This is a genomic window from Paraburkholderia sediminicola (genome assembly GCF_046030555.1).
Taxonomy (GTDB): Bacteria; Pseudomonadota; Gammaproteobacteria; order Burkholderiales; family Burkholderiaceae; genus Paraburkholderia; species Paraburkholderia sediminicola_E.
Map to the genome: position 1 here is coordinate 72,215 of NZ_JAQQCH010000028.1, position 16,221 is coordinate 88,435.

At 63.4% G+C, this 16,221-nt stretch carries 15 protein-coding genes; 11 read left to right on the plus strand and 4 right to left on the minus strand.

Annotated elements, in window-relative coordinates:
- The first annotated feature begins 3 nt into the window (after positions 1 to 3).
- Positions 4 to 273, plus strand: coding sequence for an RNA-binding protein (locus PQQ52_RS29650; protein ID WP_408219507.1), 270 nt, complete (start codon positions 4 to 6; stop codon positions 271 to 273).
- A gap of 115 nt (positions 274 to 388) precedes the next feature.
- Here the strand turns inward: PQQ52_RS29650 and nadE are convergent, their stop codons facing one another.
- On the minus strand, positions 389 to 1,249 hold the full coding sequence (gene nadE, locus PQQ52_RS29655) for an NAD(+) synthase (protein ID WP_408219510.1): 861 nt from the start codon (positions 1,247 to 1,249) through the stop codon (positions 389 to 391).
- Between the two features lie 540 nt (positions 1,250 to 1,789).
- Between nadE and PQQ52_RS29660 the strand changes: the two genes are divergently transcribed.
- Entirely contained in the window at positions 1,790 to 2,719 is a 930-nt protein-coding gene (locus PQQ52_RS29660) for a L,D-transpeptidase (RefSeq protein ID WP_408219513.1), read from the plus strand.
- Between the two features lie 130 nt (positions 2,720 to 2,849).
- Here PQQ52_RS29660 and PQQ52_RS29665 read toward each other — a convergent pair whose 3' ends face one another.
- Positions 2,850 to 3,722 carry a DMT family transporter gene (locus PQQ52_RS29665; RefSeq protein WP_408219516.1) on the minus strand — a complete coding sequence of 291 codons (873 nt, stop codon included), beginning with the start codon at positions 3,720 to 3,722 and terminating at the stop codon, positions 2,850 to 2,852.
- Positions 3,723 to 3,862: 140 nt separating this feature from the next.
- The gene (locus PQQ52_RS29670) at positions 3,863 to 5,422 is read right to left on the minus strand and encodes an ABC1 kinase family protein (protein WP_408219519.1); all 1,560 of its coding nucleotides are present in this window, start codon (positions 5,420 to 5,422) and stop codon (positions 3,863 to 3,865) included.
- Between the two features lie 173 nt (positions 5,423 to 5,595).
- On the opposite strand from PQQ52_RS29670, the gene PQQ52_RS29675 reads away from it, so the two are divergent.
- A complete protein-coding gene (locus tag PQQ52_RS29675; protein WP_408219522.1) occupies positions 5,596 to 6,351 on the plus strand; it encodes a DeoR/GlpR family DNA-binding transcription regulator in 756 nt (251 codons plus the stop codon).
- A gap of 115 nt (positions 6,352 to 6,466) precedes the next feature.
- Here PQQ52_RS29675 and PQQ52_RS29680 read toward each other — a convergent pair whose 3' ends face one another.
- Complete coding sequence (locus PQQ52_RS29680) at positions 6,467 to 7,576, minus strand: 2-aminoethylphosphonate--pyruvate transaminase (RefSeq protein WP_408219545.1); 1,110 nt, start codon at positions 7,574 to 7,576, stop codon at positions 6,467 to 6,469.
- 353 nt (positions 7,577 to 7,929) lie between these two features.
- Here PQQ52_RS29680 and phnS point away from each other — a divergent pair, with 353 nt between their 5' ends.
- From phnS to PQQ52_RS29720, 8 genes are all read left to right on the plus strand, one after another.
- Complete coding sequence (phnS, locus tag PQQ52_RS29685; protein WP_408219525.1) at positions 7,930 to 9,021, plus strand: 2-aminoethylphosphonate ABC transporter substrate-binding protein; 1,092 nt, start codon at positions 7,930 to 7,932, stop codon at positions 9,019 to 9,021.
- Between the two features lie 87 nt (positions 9,022 to 9,108).
- Complete coding sequence (gene phnT, locus PQQ52_RS29690) at positions 9,109 to 10,209, plus strand: 2-aminoethylphosphonate ABC transport system ATP-binding subunit PhnT (RefSeq protein WP_408219528.1); 1,101 nt, start codon at positions 9,109 to 9,111, stop codon at positions 10,207 to 10,209.
- Complete coding sequence (locus PQQ52_RS29695) at positions 10,187 to 11,137, plus strand: 2-aminoethylphosphonate ABC transporter permease subunit (RefSeq protein ID WP_408219531.1); 951 nt, start codon at positions 10,187 to 10,189, stop codon at positions 11,135 to 11,137. Before phnT ends, PQQ52_RS29695 begins: the two co-directional genes overlap by 23 nt.
- Positions 11,127 to 11,990, plus strand: a complete 864-nt coding sequence (phnV, locus tag PQQ52_RS29700; protein WP_408219533.1) for a 2-aminoethylphosphonate ABC transport system, membrane component PhnV — start codon at positions 11,127 to 11,129, stop codon at positions 11,988 to 11,990. Before PQQ52_RS29695 ends, phnV begins: the two co-directional genes overlap by 11 nt.
- Positions 11,991 to 12,069: 79 nt before the next feature.
- On the plus strand, positions 12,070 to 12,804 hold the full coding sequence (locus PQQ52_RS29705; RefSeq protein ID WP_408219536.1) for a phosphonate utilization associated transcriptional regulator: 735 nt from the start codon (positions 12,070 to 12,072) through the stop codon (positions 12,802 to 12,804).
- Positions 12,805 to 12,861: 57 nt separating this feature from the next.
- A complete protein-coding gene (phnA, locus tag PQQ52_RS29710; protein WP_408219548.1) occupies positions 12,862 to 14,118 on the plus strand; it encodes a phosphonoacetate hydrolase in 1,257 nt (418 codons plus the stop codon).
- Entirely contained in the window at positions 14,115 to 15,566 is a 1,452-nt protein-coding gene (gene phnY, locus PQQ52_RS29715) for a phosphonoacetaldehyde dehydrogenase (protein ID WP_408219539.1), read from the plus strand. The genes phnA and phnY overlap by 4 nt, the downstream gene beginning before the upstream one ends.
- A gap of 4 nt (positions 15,567 to 15,570) precedes the next feature.
- Positions 15,571 to 16,131, plus strand: coding sequence for a phosphonate degradation HD-domain oxygenase (locus PQQ52_RS29720; protein WP_408219542.1), 561 nt, complete (start codon positions 15,571 to 15,573; stop codon positions 16,129 to 16,131).
- Positions 16,132 to 16,221 lie beyond the last annotated feature (90 nt).

Genomic DNA, 16,221 nt, shown 5'->3' on the forward strand with positions numbered 1-16,221 from the left:
AGCATGAACCTGATCGTGCGCAATATCGCGGAATCGTGCAGCGAGCAGGAAGTGCGGGAATTTCTCGAACGTGAGCTTGGGCATTATGCGAAAAGCGTTGAGGTGACCGATGCCGGGAAACCCAGCGCGTACGCCACGGTCGAGTTGGACGCGGATGTGCCGTATGTCGGCGACGTAATCGCGCGGCAGATTCACGGCAAGCATTTAGGTGGCCAGGCGCTCGAGGCGAGCGCCGATCTGTTCAGCGACGACGAGTCGCCTCCCGCTCATTGAGCCTGTCGCAGCCGCGTGTGCCGCTGCGTCGAGTGAGTAAGGGGTGGCGTGCGCTACGGTTGACGCATTCCTGACGCTCATCCTCTCCGCATCTTCTCGTTGTTACATTCTTCTTTCAATCCCCGCTTTCTTTGGCCGGCCAATCGAACGGTGTGCAGGGCAGCGCCCGCTTGTGTCGCGTGACATCGTAGAAGCGCAAGACTGTCTCGCGCGTGGCGTCGCTCACAGGTTTGTTTTCCAGAAAGTCATCGATATCGTCGTAACGGATGCCGTACGCGTCTTCGTCCGGCCGTTGTGGGCGCAACATTTCGAGGTCGGCGGTCGGTACCTTGTGCGCCAGCGCTTCGGGCGCACCCAGGGCTTTGGACAGCGCCCGCACACGACGCTTGTTCAGACCGGTGAGCGGCAGCACATCGGCGCCGCCGTCGCCGAACTTCGTGAAAAATCCCATCACCGATTCAGCGGCGTGGTCCGTGCCGATCACCACACCGGCCCGCGCGCCGGCTACCGCGTATTGCGCGATCATTCGCTGCCGTGCCTTGATATTGCCGTGGATGAAATCCTGCTGTGAGTCGTCGTTAAATCGCACCCCGCTGTTATCCAGCGCGGCGAGCATCGTATCGGCGGCGGGTTTGATATCAATGGTGAGATTTTCGTCCGCGCGAATGAAACTCAAGGCCTGCTGCGCGTCGGCTTCATCTTTTTGCGTGCCGTAGGGCAAACGGATCGCGACGAAGCGCGCGTCGTAGTGTTCGGCGCGCAGGCGTTCGACAGCAAGTTGTGCAAGCCGCCCGGCGGTCGTTGAATCGACGCCGCCGCTGATGCCGAGCACGTAGGTTTTCAGGCCGCTACTACGCAGATAGTTCGCCAGAAAAGCGACCCGGCGCTCGATTTCCTGTGTGGCGTCGAACTCGGCGCTGACGTGCATTTCCGCTGCGATGCTTGCCTGGCGGGCGGCTGGGTCCTGTTGCGTCATGTTCCTCTCTTCTCCGTGTGCGGTGCTGCGAGTGTCGACCATGAACGCTCGCACCGATTACGCGAGCGGCGGGCCCATGGACGGAGCCGGTTCAGCGGGCATGGTATGACGAATCAGTTTCGTGGTTTTAGCGCGGATATTGGCTTCAAATTCGCTTTTGCACCGCTTTTAAACCGCTGTGCGGAAAGTTAAATATTGACCGTCAACACAGTGATACGGGTGAACTGGCCGATTCTTCATCGACAGATATCAATGTGCTTAGTAACATCCTTGCTCCGAGCGCCGCATGGGCCGGCGAGCTGTCAATAATAATCAGGTTTGCTCAAATGCGCGATGAACTACCCCAATCGGCCAGGCCAGCCTGCACCGGACCGCAGTCCTTCCGCATCGGTAGATCGTCAAAGCGAAGTGGTGGGTATGTCGGATTTACGCTATGCGCCGTGTTCCACCGGCGCAGTTTTTTCAGTGCGCTACCTGACGCGCGCGTTAGGAACCGTTTTTTGTGCGGTGTCATGTAGCGTCGCTATAGCGGCATCGGGCATGGCCCCGGCTTCGGGGACCGCGTTCGCCCGGACATCGGCATCGGCTTCGGGTACTCCACCCGTCCGGGCATCGTCATCGGCAGCCGTAGCGGCAAAGCGTCCGGCGCTGGCCGTCAAGGCTTCGACGGTTGCCGCGCCCGATGCGGCGGGGGTGGTCGACCCGCGCCGCGCATTCCTGCTGCGGGACGTGTTCGCGCAGGACGTGACACGCCGGTTGAAAGTGCCGGCCGCGGAGCAACGCGCCTATGCCGACCGCCTGCAAACGGCGCTCGGCGAGCACATGCTCGGCAACCTGTCGGGCGAGTATGTCGTGGTGGTCGACCGGAACGCCAACGTGCAGGCGCTGTTCATCTATTTCCGGGCGACCCCGGCCGATAGCTGGCAGATGATCGGCGCATCGCCGGTTTCAACGGGCCGGCCTGGCGAGTACGACCACTTCATCACGCCGCTCGGCGTGTTCGACCATACGCCGTCCAATATGGATTTCCGCTCCGAAGGCACGCTGAACGAGAATCGCATCCGCGGCTACGGCAAGCGCGACATGCGGATCTTCGACCTCGGTTGGGCCCAGGGCGAGCGGGGTTGGGGCAAGGGCGGCATGTCACAGATGCGTTTCCAGATGCATGCCACCGACCCGGACCGGCTCGAACCGCTCCTCGGTATTCGCCATTCAAAGGGCTGCGTGCGGATTCCCGCGTCGCTCAATGCATTTATCGACCACTACGGCATTCTCGACGCCGAATATGCCGCGCTCGTGGAGTCCGGCAAATCGCTGTGGGTGTTGAAAAGCGATCGCCAGGTGACCCCGTGGGCGGGACGTTACATCGTCGTGGTGGATTCAGAGCGCAAGAGCCGCCCGGCCTGGTCGCCGGCCCCGGGCAGCAAGGCGCGTGCAAAGGTGCCGGCCGGCGCCGATACCGCGGATTGACTCGCGAGTTGACCGGCAGGTGGGGGTGCTGAGAGGATATCGAATGGATAATGTGCGCCCGACCATGCCGCCCAGCGCGAGGGAAGAACGCGCATCGAACGGCGCAGACTGGCGTGCGTCGATCACATCCTCACGACCGCGCCAGTATTACGCCGACCAACGCCACGGCAAATCCAGCGATCTGCACCGGCAGCAGTGTTTCGCCGAAGCCGACATACCCTTCGAGCGCGGCGAGCGGCGGTGCGAGGAACATGAGCGCCGTGGCGCGCGCAGCATCGCCGCGCCTGACCATCCATACCAGTAAGGTGACGCTGATTCCAGACAGCATCACGATGCCCCACGCAAGCGATCCCCACAAAGTCGCCGAAGCAATCCAGCGATGCTCGCCGAGTGCTAGCGCAAGAATCGACGCAACGACCGCCGCGCCGAAATTCTGCACGGCACTTGCGCTGCGGATGTCGGCCTTCGCCAGCGAAGTCTTCTGAAACAGCGTGCCCGCGGTGATCGCACCGATTGCGAGGATCGAGATGAGCACGACCAGCCACGGCGGCGCGTTGCCGTGATGGCTGGGCGGTGCAGCCGCGGCGAGTTTCGGTTCGAGGACCAGTACGACGCCCGCCAGCCCGAGCGCCATGCCGGCCCAGCCACGTCGCGAAAGCCGCTCGCCGAATAACGGCGCCGCGACGGCAGCGGTCGCGAGCGGTTGCAGCGCGCCGAGCAGGGCCATCACACCGGCACTCAAGCCCTGCGCGACAGCCCAGTAGCCCGCGCCGAGATAGACACCTTGCAGCAGCGCGCCCGCCAGCAGGTGCTTGCCAAGATCGCGGCCGGTCGGCCACGCGGCGCGGGCGCCGAGCGCGGCAAGCGCGAATATCAGCGCGGTGCCGCCAAAGCGCGCGAGCAGGAACAGATTGGGATCGGCATAGGGCGTGATCGCCCGGGCGACCACGAAACCGGTCGACCACAGCACCACGAATACGGCGGCGATTGAGGAAGCGAGCATCTGAGTCGGGTGACGTGAAAAGCCGCCATCTTGCCGGGGCACTCGAAGCACGTCTTGTTCGAAGCTGCAATCGCGGGTGCGGGATCAGAGGCGGATTGCCTTGGTAGAGCGCCGGGGCGTTTGCAGCCACCCCGGGAGCGTCACCACATCAACAATACCGTCCCCGCGCCGAGCATCCCGCCGCATACCGCGCAAGCCCACAGCAGCACACGCGTACGCCGATATTCACGGCCGATATCCAGCATCAGCTGTGCATTCTGCCGCGGCGTGCGGGCGAGATCGTGCTCATGCTGCAGGTAGCGCACGGCCAGTTGCGGCACGCGCGGCAGCATGTGCGCCAAATGTGGCAACTCGTGCGAGATGCGTTTGATCCAGCCGCGATGATCCATGTCGCGCCGCGCAATACCAGCCAGCACTTTGCGCGTGACATTCCACGTATCGACGCCCGGATGCAGCGCGCGCGCCAGCATTTCCGCTTGCTGAAACGAGCGCTGCGCCGTGGCGAGCCGGCCGGGCACAGCGCCGTCGAAGGGATGGACCGCATGCAGTAGATGATGAAATAGCGAACCCGCCGACCGGTCTTCCGGCTCGGCCGCGAAGTGCGCTTCGGCGCGTGTGCGTAACTCGGCTTCGAGCATTTCCGTGCGGGTGTCGTGCGGCACATGCCCGGCATCGCGATGCAGCTCGGCAAGCCGGCCGTAGTCCTGGTCGAACAGCGCGGTCGCACCGTGCACGAAAAATTCGCGCTCGCCGGTCGACAGAGTCGACATGATCGAAAACTCCGCCAGCACGAGGCGCCCCAGCGTGTCCGGTTCGACGCTCACGCGCACCCGGCGCGCATCGAGCGTGGCGTGAAAGAAGCCGTGTTCGAATGCCTGTTCGGTCACCACCTCGACGATATGCGCGGCGAGCGGCGCGAGCTTGATGTGATGCGCATGCAGGCCGGGCAGGTCGCTGGCAGCCAAGGTGCTGACGCGCTGCATCGTCAGCGTGTGGTTGGTGCAGAGGTCCCAGATCACGTCCGGTATGACGATACGCCGGTCGCCGTCGAAATGATGACCGGTCTGGCTCAGATTGGCCGCTTCGGCGCGTAGATCGAAGCGGCGCAGGACGTCGTCGGTGAAGGTCTGCGCGAGCGTACGCAGTTGCAGACGGCGGGCAGAGCCGGAAAGCTTCTCCAGCCAGCGTGCGACCCAGCGTAGAAGCGCGAGTTCGTCGCCGATCTGTTGCAGTTGATCGGCGCGCACCAGCTTGATGGCGACTTCGCTATGGCCGTTGACCGGCACGCTGAGCCGCGCGAAGTGCGTCTGCTCGGCGAAGCCGCCGCGCACCGGCACCAGATCGACAGCGCTGAAGAGGGTCGCGAGCGGCCGGCCGAATGCGCGTGCCAAAGCCCGTTCGGATTCCTGCGGCGGCAGCGGGGCTTCGAGATGGTCGATCGCGTCGATGGCATCGTGCAAGGTGCCGGTCGCGAGTTCTGGCCGTTCCGCCAGCGTCTGCGCGAAGCGGGTCGCGAGCGGCCCGAGCGCGGGCAGCACACCGTGCAGGCTCTCGCCGCTGCGCCCGGAAGCGTGCACGCGGCCGATCAGCTCGATCATCCAGTGCAGTTTGTGATCGGGCGGGGCGGCAAGCCAGATCAGGCGCGAGCCATAACGCAACGCGTGGAACAGCAGCAGTAAACGGCGAAACAGTGGCGGCATCGGCAGTTCGGTTGACGGATGACGCGGCATCGACAGGCGTCGGCGCGCGGCCAAGGGTATTCAGGTTAGCAGGTAAGCGCGCGAGGAGGAGCATCCCCGCGTCACGCGTAATACAATACGCCGGCCTTCCACCGTGGTGAAACTCAAGCGTGCCGGCTTCCGGCCCTCAACAGATGCTCGCAGAACAACGTCACCAATACATCCTGGCGCAAGTCGCCAAAACCGGCGCGCTCTCGGTTGCTGAACTGGTGCGCGAACTGAATGTGTCGCGCGAGACGATCCGCCGTGACCTGAACGCGCTGGCCGGGCGGGGCCTGCTAGTCACGACCCACGGCGGCGCGCTGTCCAGCGACCGGCGCGAACCCGACCTGGATACGCGCGAAGCCGCCAACACCGGCGCCAAGCGGGCGATCGGCGAACGCGCGGCCGAATTCGTGCCGGACGGCGCCTCGCTGGTCATCGATTCGGGCAGCACCACGCAAGCGGTGGCCCGGGCGCTGCTCGACCGGCATCGCCTGTCGGTCTATACGAACGACTGGCGTATCGCGCTGCTGCTCGGCCGTCGCAACGATAATCGGGTGACGCTGCTCGGCGGTGAACTGTCGGCTATCGAAGACGCCACGTTCGGCCTCGACACGGTCCATCAGTTGACGCAGTACCACGCGGACTTCGCCTTCATCGGCGCGGGCGGCATTTCGCCGGACGGCTATCTGACCGACTACAGCCGCATGGCGGCAGAAGTGCGTAGCCGCATGATCGCCGCCGCCGACATGGTGGTGGTCGTCGCCGACCACTCAAAGTTCGGGCGCGTGACGCCAGTGCGCATCAACGGTATCGAGTCGGTGCGTTATCTGGTCACCGAACTGGCGCCGGAGAAGGCGCTCGGCAAGGCGATCACGGCGCATGGGCTGGAAATCCTGATCGCCTGAGTGGCTAAGTGCCCGGATACCTCGGCACCGGGGCGGCTGACGGGCAGCGTGCATGAGCGAGTGCCTCGCGCACCTTGCGTCCCCCGTGCGCCACGGGTACTCCGCGGCGCCCCTATCACTTCACACGAATCCCAAGCTGTTTCAGCGTACGGTCGATTGCCGCCACCGCGTTGTGCAGTTCGTTCGCATCGATCGCGCCGATGCAACCCACGCGGAATGTGTCCACTTGCGTGAGCTTGCCCGGATAGAGCACGTAGCCCGCCTCGCGCACCGCAGCATAAAAGTTGGCGAAATTCCACGCGGGGTCGCGCGGCGCGTGGAATGTGACGATCACCGGCGCCTGCACTTCGGGCTTCAGAAACGGCTCGAAACCGAGCGCTTTCATGCCGTTCACCAACGCCGCGCAGTTCTGGCTGTAACGGGCGCCGCGCGCCGCTTGCCCCCCTTCCGCGATGAACTGATCGAGTGCCTGGCGCAAAGCCGCGACCACGTGAGTCGGCGGCGTGAAGCGCCACTGCGTCGTCTTCTGCATATAGACATATTGATCGTGCAGATCCAGCGCGAGCGACGGCGAGCGTCCTTCGCTTTGCTCCAGCACGCTGCGCCGCACAATCACGAATCCCATCCCCGGCACGCCTTCGAGGCACTTGCCGCTCGCCGAGATCAGCGCGTCGATGCCGCCGCGCCGTAAATCGATCGGCAGGGCGCCGAACGAACTCATGGCGTCGACGATCAGGCTCTTGCCGTGCCGCTGACACACCGCGGCGATATCGTCGAGCGGATTGAGCAGGCCGGCGCTGGTTTCCAGATGAACTTGCGCGACATGGCTGATACGCGAGTCGTTATTGAAAGCGTCTTCAATGGCGGCGGCGCTGACCGGTTCGTCGTCGCGCAACGCCAGTTCGACATAAGCGATGCCCATTCGCTGCAATATCCTGATCAGACGGGCACAATATGCGCCGTTGTTCGGAACCAGTACACAGCCTTGACGCGGCACCAGCGTGCCGAGCGCCGCTTCGACCGCGAATGTGCCACTGCCTTGAAGCGGCACGCATACATAGTCATTTTCGCCATGTACGATTTTCACGAGGTCGGCGCACACGCTATGGGTCATACGGTTGAACGCGGCGTCCCACGATCCCCAGTCGCGCAGCATCGCCTCGCGGGTTTGCGGCGAGGTGGAGAGTGGGCCCGGGGTCAGCAGGATTGGGTCGTTTCCAGGAATCACATAGCCTCCGTCATCAGATGAATGTTCGCCACCCGGCCAGGGTGACGAAAAGATTGGTTTGGATATTATTGGCGAATTGTGTCATTTTTTGGAAATCGCCAGAATAGTCATGGCGTTGTCATGGAAACCTGTGATTCTTGCCGTGCCCGTTCAGGCATGGCCGGCAGCGCAACGCGTAGGTGAGCTGTAAGTCAGGCTGGAGAAGAAGCGGCAAAGTTGTCGGCAATCTGCAATCTGCACGACAGCTGGCTGCGGGCAACACGCAAGCGGCACGGCGCTACCGCCGTTCAATCACAACAGGTATCGGGTTATCCCGACCGTCTGGTTTTTTGCCTTTCGGAGAGAGCGACATGACAAAGACGAATTCCCTTCACGCCACGGCTGGCCTCGCACGCAAACTATTGCCGGCGCTGATCGCTGCGGCAGCGTTGGGCGGCACGGCGATGCAGGCCCATGCGGCTGACGCAGTGGTGCTGTACACCGCCGACGGCCTCGAAAACCTCTATAAGGATGTGCTGCCGGCCTTCGAAAAGAAGGAAGGTGTGAAGGTCAACATCGTCACGGCAGGTAGCGGCGAAGTGGTGAACCGCGCCACCATCGAGAAGGATCAGCCGAAGGCCGACGTAATCGTCACGCTGCCGCCGTTCATCCAGCAAGCCGACCAGGCCGGCCTGCTGCAGGCTTATCAGAGCGCCAATTACAAGAATGTGCCGGCCATCGCCAAGGCGCCGAACGGTGCATGGGCGACCTTCGTGAACAATTACTTCTCGTTCGCGATCAACCCGGACGTCACCAAGAACCAGCCGAAGACATTCGCCGATCTGCTGCACCCGGACTACACCGGCAAGGTTGCTTACTCGAACCCGGCCACGGCGGGCGACGGTATGGCCGTGATCATCCTGACCACGTCGCTGATGGGTGAAGACAAGGCGTTCGACTACCTGAAGAAGCTCGAAGAGAGCGCCAAGTTCCATACCAAGGGCACCGGCTACCTCGACGTGCTGCTCTCGCGCAACGAAATCGCCTTTGCCAACGGCGACCTGCAGATGGATCTGGACGATGCGGCCAACGGCGGTCTGTCGCTCAAGCCGATCTTCCTCGCAGCCAGCGCCGGCGGCAAGCCGACTACCTTCCAGCTGCCGTACGCGATCGGCCTGATCAAGAGCGGCCCGAACCAGGCAGAAGGCAAGAAGCTGATCGACTACCTGATGTCGACCGACGTGCAAGCCAAGGTGCCGGACATCTTCGGTATCCCGGGCCGCACCGACGTGCCGCTCGCCGGCAAGAACGGCGAAGCAGTCAAGAAAGCGATCGCCGGCGTGACGCTGATCCCGGTGGACTGGACGCAAGTGATGGCGAAGAAGGCTGACTGGACGGCACGCTGGAAGAACGACGTGATCGGTTCGTCGGGCAAGCAGCTCGAAGTGGTCAAGCCGAAGTAAGCCGCGGTTCGTTGTGGAATCAGGCGGCGCCCCCAGCTTTTCGCAAGGGCGTCGCATCAGCATTAATCCAGTTGGAGGATGAACCCGGTGAATACGGCCAGTCTTGCTCACCCAGGCGCGCTCGGCGCCTCACCGGACGCGCTCGACGCCGCGCGTTCGAACACGCCGGGCGGCGTGCAGATCGACCATCTGACGGTGCGCTTCGGAACGCGCACCGTGCTTGACGATCTGTCGCTGACCATTCAGCGCGGCGAATTGCTCACCGTGCTTGGCCGCAGCGGTTGTGGCAAGACCACGTTGTTGCGTTTCATCGCCGGGTTCATCGAAGCGGATGGCCTCGCCGGCACCTTGACGGTTGCCGGACACGACCTGACACATGTGCCGCCGCACAAGCGCAATCTCGGCTTGCTGTTTCAGAGCTATGCGCTGTTCCCGCATCTGTCGGTGTTCGACAACGTGGCTTTCGGATTGCGCGCGCGCCGCACGCCGTCGAAGGATGTCGCGCGACGTGTTGCCGATGCGTTGAAGCTCGTGCAACTGGGCGATGCCGGGCATCACATGCCCGCGCAATTATCGGGCGGTATGCAGCAGCGCGTGGCGCTGGCGCGCGCGCTCGTGATCGAGCCCGATGTGCTGTTGCTCGACGAGCCGCTTTCCGCACTCGACGCCAATCTGCGCGCCTCGGTGCGCTCCGAACTGAAGGCGTTGCATGAGCGTCTGCCGAATCTGACGATCGTCTGCGTGACGCACGATCAGGACGACGCGCTGGTGCTGTCCGACCGCACCCTGCTGATGCGTGAAGGCAGCATCGCGCAACTCGGCACGCCGCAACAGTTGTACGACACGCCGAATGACGGTTTCGTCGCGCGCTATCTGGGCGCGGCCAATCTGTTGCCGCCGCAGGTCGCATTCAGCATGGACGACGTGCGTTACAACGAACGCGACCGCGTGGCCTGTCTGCGTCCGGAAGCGCTGCGCATCGTGCCGCTCGGCGAAGGGCAGTTGCATGGCGCGATTACGTCGGTGGAGTGGTATGGCGCTGTGCTGTCGGTATCGGTTGTGTTGGACGCGATGCCCAATGAGCCTGTGCTCGTCACCATGCAGCGTGCCCACGGCATGATGCCGGAGAAGGGCGCGCGTGTTTCCCTGCGTTATGAGGCTGACGATGTCGTCCTTATCAACCCCTGAGGTTCCGAATCCGCTCAACGCGGCTGGTGCTGCCGCCGATGCCCGCCGCAGCGCGAGCGCGGCCTCGCACACGGCGGCGGTGAAGCGACGCGAACGCGTGGCGCAATGGCACCTGCTGTTTCTTGCGGTGGTCGTGCTGGGTCCGCTGGTTATCTATCCGCTCGTGCGCCTCGTGCTGCTGAGTCTCACCGGGCCGCATGGTTTGAGCTTGCAGGCTTACTCGGCGTTCTTCGGCAACCCGGAGACGAGCGGCGTGGTCGGCACGACCCTTTGGATCCTGTTTGCCAGCGCCGGCCTTGCCTCGTTGCTAGGCGTGGCCTTGGCGTCGATGCTGTTTTTCAAACCATTTCCCGGCGCGCGGATGATCACGCGTTTCCTCGAACTGTTCGTCGCGTTCCCGTCCTTTCTGGTCGCCTTCACGCTGATCTTTCTGTACGGCTCGCAAGGCTCCGTCAGCATCGGCTTGCAGCGGCTGTTTCATCTCGAAGCGCCGCCGCTCAATTTTCTGTTCGGTGTGGGCGGCGTGATTCTCGCGGAGGTGGTCTTCTACGCGCCGTTCGTCGTGCGTCCGACGCTGGCGTCGTTCGCCACGCTCGACATGCGTCTGATCGAAGCTGCCCGCAGTCTCGGCGCGAGCGGCTGGATGGTCGCATTCAAGGTGATCCTGCCGCTCGCATGGCCGGGCATCGCCGCGGGTACGATCCTGTGTTTTCTGCTGACGCTCAATGAGTTCGGCATTCTGCTGGTGCTCGGCAGCGCGCACCTGATCACGTTGCCTGTCGCCATCTACAGTTCCGCAACTGTCGACCTGGATCTGCCGACCGCCGCCGCCGGTGCCGTGGTGATGCTCATCATGTCGTTGTCGCTGTACGCGTTGTATCGCCAGGTCAACCGTCGCAAGGTGAAAGGAGCGGGCCATGGCCGTTGAACTCGATCCGACTGTTTTGCCGGTCATGCACAAGAAGGCGCGGCCGGTGCGCCGCAGTCTGCCGATGCGCATGCTCGGCGGCCTGTTTCTCGGTTTTGCCGCGTTGCTGTGCTTCTGGCTGTTCGTCTTGCCAGTGCTGGTGGTCGCGCTATCGAGCGTGGCCGGGCACTGGTCGGGCACGATCCTGCCGGACAGCCTCAGCATGCGCTGGTTTGAACGGCTGGGTTCCAGCGATTTCGACGCACTGGCTACGAGCCTCGAAATCGGCATGGGCGTCGCCGTGCTCGGCACGATTCTCGGGCTGTGGCTGGCGTTGGCGCTCGAAGGGCGCGACCGGCGCGGTCTCGGCGCGTTCGTCGACACCATCGCGATGATGCCCAACGGCGTGCCGAGCGTGGTGCTCGGGCTTGCCGTGCTGATCGCGTACCACAAACGTCCGTTTGATCTGTCGAGCTCGGCGGCGATCGTCGTGTTCGTGCAGCTCGCGCTGGTGCTGCCATTCTGCTATCGCTGTGCGGCCGCCGCGTTGCGTCCGGAGCTGACCATTCTGCGTGAAGCGGCGGCGAGTCTGGGTGCGCCGCCGTCGATGGTGCTGCGCCGCGTCGTGCTGCCCCAACTGGTTCCGGCAATCCGCGCAAGTCTTGCGCTGGGCTTCGCGCTCTCGCTGGGCGAACTCGGCGCCACGCTCACTGTGTACCCGCCGGGCTTCGCGACGGTGCCGATCGTCGTGGTTGGGCAGGTGGAGCGCGGTTATTACCTGCCGGCCTCCGCGCTGTCACTGATTCTGCTGATGGTCTCGCTTGCTGCGCTGCTGCTGATCGCGGCGCGCGTTCCGCGCCGTCGGGTGGACTGACGAGTCGTCTTCTGATTGTTGTGTTTGCGTGCGCATGGCAGGCGCGCAAACACATATCGATGTGGCAAAAATTGTCAAAATGACCGAATATATGCAAACTGCTTCCGTCGATCCGATTGAGGTTGTGCGCAGGCATTCGCTGACGGCGCTGGTCCGCGACGAAATCGAACGGCACATCATCGAAGGGGCGCTCGCGCCCGGCGACAAACTCAACGAAGCCGATTGGGCCGCGCGTCTGCAGGTTTCGCGCGGGCCGGTGCGCGAGGCGTTTCGTGCGCTGGAACAAGTGGGCCTCGTGCGCACCGAGAAAAACCGCGGCGTGTTCGTGCGGACGGTGTCGCTGGCGGAAGCGGACGAGATTTACGCGGTGCGTGCGGTGCTCGAAGAGGCGGCCTGCCGGTTGCTGGCTGCGAGCATCGATGCGCAGAAGCTTGCCGTTCTGCGCGAATGGCTCGACGCGATGCGCGCGGCGCTCGATGCGCGGGATCACGATGCCTACACGCGCGCCAATGTCGCGTTTCACGACGCGATCGTGGCGGCATCGGGCAACGTCAAGCTGTACGAGACGTATCGAAGGCTGGTGAGCGAGTTGAGCCTGTTTCGCCGCGCCGCGCTCGTGGTACACGCCGACGCGATGGAGCGCTCGCTCGCCGAGCATCGCGCGATTCTGACGGCGCTGGCCTCGCGCGACGCCGAGCATGCCGCCGCGCTGATGCATGCGCATGTGAACGGCGGCCTGCAGCGCGTGCGTGAGGCGTGCGAGCCGGCGGGGCCGTTCGGCGCGGTGCGGATGTCGGCGGCATCGAATGATTAAGACTGGTTGCAACGGATTGACTAGAGCACGCGTGCTCTTCACGCATGGAAGGTAATGATGGCAAACGCAAGCGAACGTACGATCGAAGTCAATGGCCGCAGCTACCGGCTGCCCTCGCAACCCACGGTTGTGGTGTGCGTCGACGGCTGCGAATACGATTACCTCGAAGCTGCGGTCGCCGCGGGCGTCGCGCCGTTCATCGGCAAGATGCTCAAAGACGGCGCGGCCTTCAAGGGCGACTGCGTGATTCCTTCGTTCACCAACCCGAATAACCTCTCGATCGTGTGCGGCGTGCCGCCCTCGGTGCACGGCATTTGCGGCAACTACTTCTGGGACCCGGACGCGAACGGCGGCGAGGGCGCGGAAGTCATGATGAACGATCCCGCCTATCTGCGCGCCGGCACCTTGCTGGCAGCCGCGGCGGAAGCAGGCGCCGCGGTTGCCGTGGTCACCGCGAAAGACAAGCTGCGCCGCTTGCTCGGCTGGCAACTGAAGGGCATCTGTTTCTCGGCGGAAAAAGCCGACAAGGTGACGCGCGAAGAAAACGGCATCGACGACGTACTCGATCTGGTCGGTTTGCCGGTGCCTGATGTGTATAGCGCGGGTTTGTCCGAGTTCGTGTTCGCCGCCGGCGTGCGGCTTGCTGAAACCCGCAAGCTCGACGTGATGTATCTGTCGACCACCGACTACATTCAGCACAAATGGGCGCCGGGCACCCAGGGCGCGAACGACTTTTACGCGATGATGGACGGCTATCTCGCGAAGCTCGACGCCCTCGGCTGGGTGATCGGCCTGACCGCCGACCACGGCATGAACGCCAAGCACGATCCGAAGACCGGCGAGCCGAACGTGATCTATCTGCAGGACGTGCTGGACGATTGGCTTGGGCACGGGAAAGCGCGCGTGATTCTGCCGATCACTGACCCGTATGTCGTCCATCACGGTGCGCTCGGCTCGTTCGCAACGATTTACCTGCCGCGCGATGTGAGTGTTGCGCAGGTGATCGAACGGATCGGCGGTTTGCAGGGCATTGAAGTCGTGCTCGACAATCGCGCCGCATGCGAGCGCTTTGAGCTGCCGAATGACCGCGTGGGCGATATCGTCGTGGTCAGCACCCAACACGTGGTGCTCGGCACGCGTCGCGATGAACATGATCTGTCTGGACTGACTGTGCCGTTGCGCTCGCACGGCGGCATCTCTGAGCAGGAAGTGCCGCTACTGTTCAATCGCCACGTCGCGGGCCTGCCCACCGATAAGCGGTTGCGCAACTTCGATATCTTCGACGTCGCGTTGAATCACGTGTCGGCATCATGAACGCCGTGCTGCGGGACCATCCGGCATTTCGGGCAGAAGCGCTGCGGCTCAAAGGGGAGCGCGCGATGCGCTCGCGCACGCTCGACGTGCTCGATCCTTTCACGGGGACGCGCGTGGGCACGGTCCCGTTGGCGAGCATCGACGACGTGCGCGCCGCGTTCGAATATGCCGCCGCGTATCAGGCGAAGCTCACACGCTACGAGCGTTCGCAGATTCTCGAACGCGCTGCGGCACTTCTGCGAGAGCGGACCGAGGAGGCCTCGGACCTGATTTCGCTCGAGTCGGGTTTGTCGAAGCAGGATTCGCGCTACGAGATCGGTCGTGTTGCCGATGTGTTCAAGTTCGCCTCGATCGAAGCCTTGCGCGACGACGGCCAGAGTTTTTCCTGCGATCTGACGCCGCATGGCAAGAAGCGCCGCGTGTTTTCGCAGCGCGAGCCGCTGGAGGGTGTGATCGTCGCGATTACGCCGTTTAACCATCCGATGAACCAGGTCGCGCACAAGATTGCGCCCGCTATTGCAACGAATAATCGCGTTGTGCTGAAGCCGTCGGAGAAGGTGCCTCTGTCGGCGTTCTATCTGGCGGACATTCTCTATGAAGCCGGTTTGCCGGCGCCGATGCTGCAGGTGCTGACCGGCGATCCGCGCGAAATCGCCGACGAACTGATCACGCATCCGTTGGCGGAGCTCGTCACCTTCACGGGCGGCGTGGCGATCGGCAAATACATTGCGGGGAAGGCGGGCTACCGGCGCGTCGTGCTGGAACTGGGTGGCAACGATCCGCTGATCGTGCTCGAAGACGCTGATCTCGATCGCGCGGCGACGCTTGCCGTGCAGGGTTCGTATAAGAACTCCGGCCAGCGGTGTACCGCGGTCAAGCGGATGCTGGTGCAGAAGAGTATCGCCGCGGATTTCACCGATCTGGTCGTGGAGAAGACGCGCGCATGGACCTGCGGCGATCCGTTCGACGCGTCGAACCAGATGGGCACCGTGATCGACGTCGCCGCCGCGCACCTATTCGAGGCGCGTGTCAACGAGGCGGTGGCGAGCGGCGCGCGCTTGCGCATCGGCAACCAGCGCGACGGCGCGCTTTACTCGCCGACCGTGCTGGACGGCGTCGACCCATCGATGACGCTGGTGCGCGAGGAAACCTTCGGCCCGGTGTCGCCGATCATCACCTTCGATACGCTCGACGACGCTATCCGTATCAGTAACGGGACACCGTTCGGGTTGTCGTCCGGTGTGTGCACGAACCGGCAGGACGCGATCACGCGTTTCATCAACGAATTACGCGTGGGGACGGTCAACGTGTGGGAAGTGCCGGGGTACCGGATCGAGCTGACGCCGTTCGGTGGCATCAAGGATTCTGGGCTTGGCTATAAGGAAGGCGTTCAGGAAGCGATGAAGAGCTTCACCAACCTGAAGACCTTTTCATTACCGTGGGAGTAAGAGCGTGGCATTGAGTCTGTGCGACATCCGTTCGTTATTCGAGCAATACGGCAATCTTGCCTACAGCGGCGAGCCGGTGACGCAGCTTGAACATGCGCTGCAGAGTGGTGCGTTGGCGGAAGAGGCGGGCGTTCACGATGAACTCGTCGCGGCCGCGTTTTTGCACGACCTCGGCCATCTGCTGAATCTGCAAGGCGAAACGCCGACGGAGCGGGGCATCGACGATCTGCATCAGTATTTCGCGCTGCCGTTCTTGCGGCCGGTGTTGTCGGACGCGGTGTTGGAGCCGATCCGGTTGCACGTCGACGCCAAGCGCTGCCTATGTGCAATCGACGATGCGTATTTTGGTCAGCTTTCCGCCGATTCGGTACGGAGCCTGGAACTGCAAGGTGGCATCTTCAGTAAGGAAGAGGCTGAGGCGTTCCTGCAGAAGCCCTACGCGGAAGACGCATTGCGCCTGCGCAAATGGGACGATTGCGCAAAAGAAGAGAGCCGCGCGACGCCGGGTCTCGATCACTATTTGAGCATCGTCGAGCGCGTGATGCAGAAGCGCGCGGCCGCCTGAACAAGGCGGTTTTCGGCTGGTCTTCGGATGAGCGTGTTGTGCCACTCGTTTTCAATTCTCGCGCCATTTCTGGCGCAATCCATGCGTATC

Coding starts and splice junctions, on each gene's coding strand:
- PQQ52_RS29650 (WP_408219507.1), top strand. CDS start 4: ATGAACCTGATCGTGCGCAATATCGCGGAATCGTGCAGCGAGCAGGAA.
- nadE (WP_408219510.1), bottom strand. CDS start 1,249: ATGACGCAACAGGACCCAGCCGCCCGCCAGGCAAGCATCGCAGCGGAA.
- PQQ52_RS29660 (WP_408219513.1), top strand. CDS start 1,790: ATGGCCCCGGCTTCGGGGACCGCGTTCGCCCGGACATCGGCATCGGCT.
- PQQ52_RS29665 (WP_408219516.1), bottom strand. CDS start 3,722: ATGCTCGCTTCCTCAATCGCCGCCGTATTCGTGGTGCTGTGGTCGACC.
- PQQ52_RS29670 (WP_408219519.1), bottom strand. CDS start 5,422: ATGCCGCCACTGTTTCGCCGTTTACTGCTGCTGTTCCACGCGTTGCGT.
- PQQ52_RS29675 (WP_408219522.1), top strand. CDS start 5,596: ATGCTCGCAGAACAACGTCACCAATACATCCTGGCGCAAGTCGCCAAA.
- phnS (WP_408219525.1), top strand. CDS start 7,930: ATGACAAAGACGAATTCCCTTCACGCCACGGCTGGCCTCGCACGCAAA.
- PQQ52_RS29695 (WP_408219531.1), top strand. CDS start 10,187: ATGTCGTCCTTATCAACCCCTGAGGTTCCGAATCCGCTCAACGCGGCT.
- phnV (WP_408219533.1), top strand. CDS start 11,127: ATGGCCGTTGAACTCGATCCGACTGTTTTGCCGGTCATGCACAAGAAG.
- PQQ52_RS29705 (WP_408219536.1), top strand. CDS start 12,070: ATGACCGAATATATGCAAACTGCTTCCGTCGATCCGATTGAGGTTGTG.
- phnA (WP_408219548.1), top strand. CDS start 12,862: ATGGCAAACGCAAGCGAACGTACGATCGAAGTCAATGGCCGCAGCTAC.
- phnY (WP_408219539.1), top strand. CDS start 14,115: ATGAACGCCGTGCTGCGGGACCATCCGGCATTTCGGGCAGAAGCGCTG.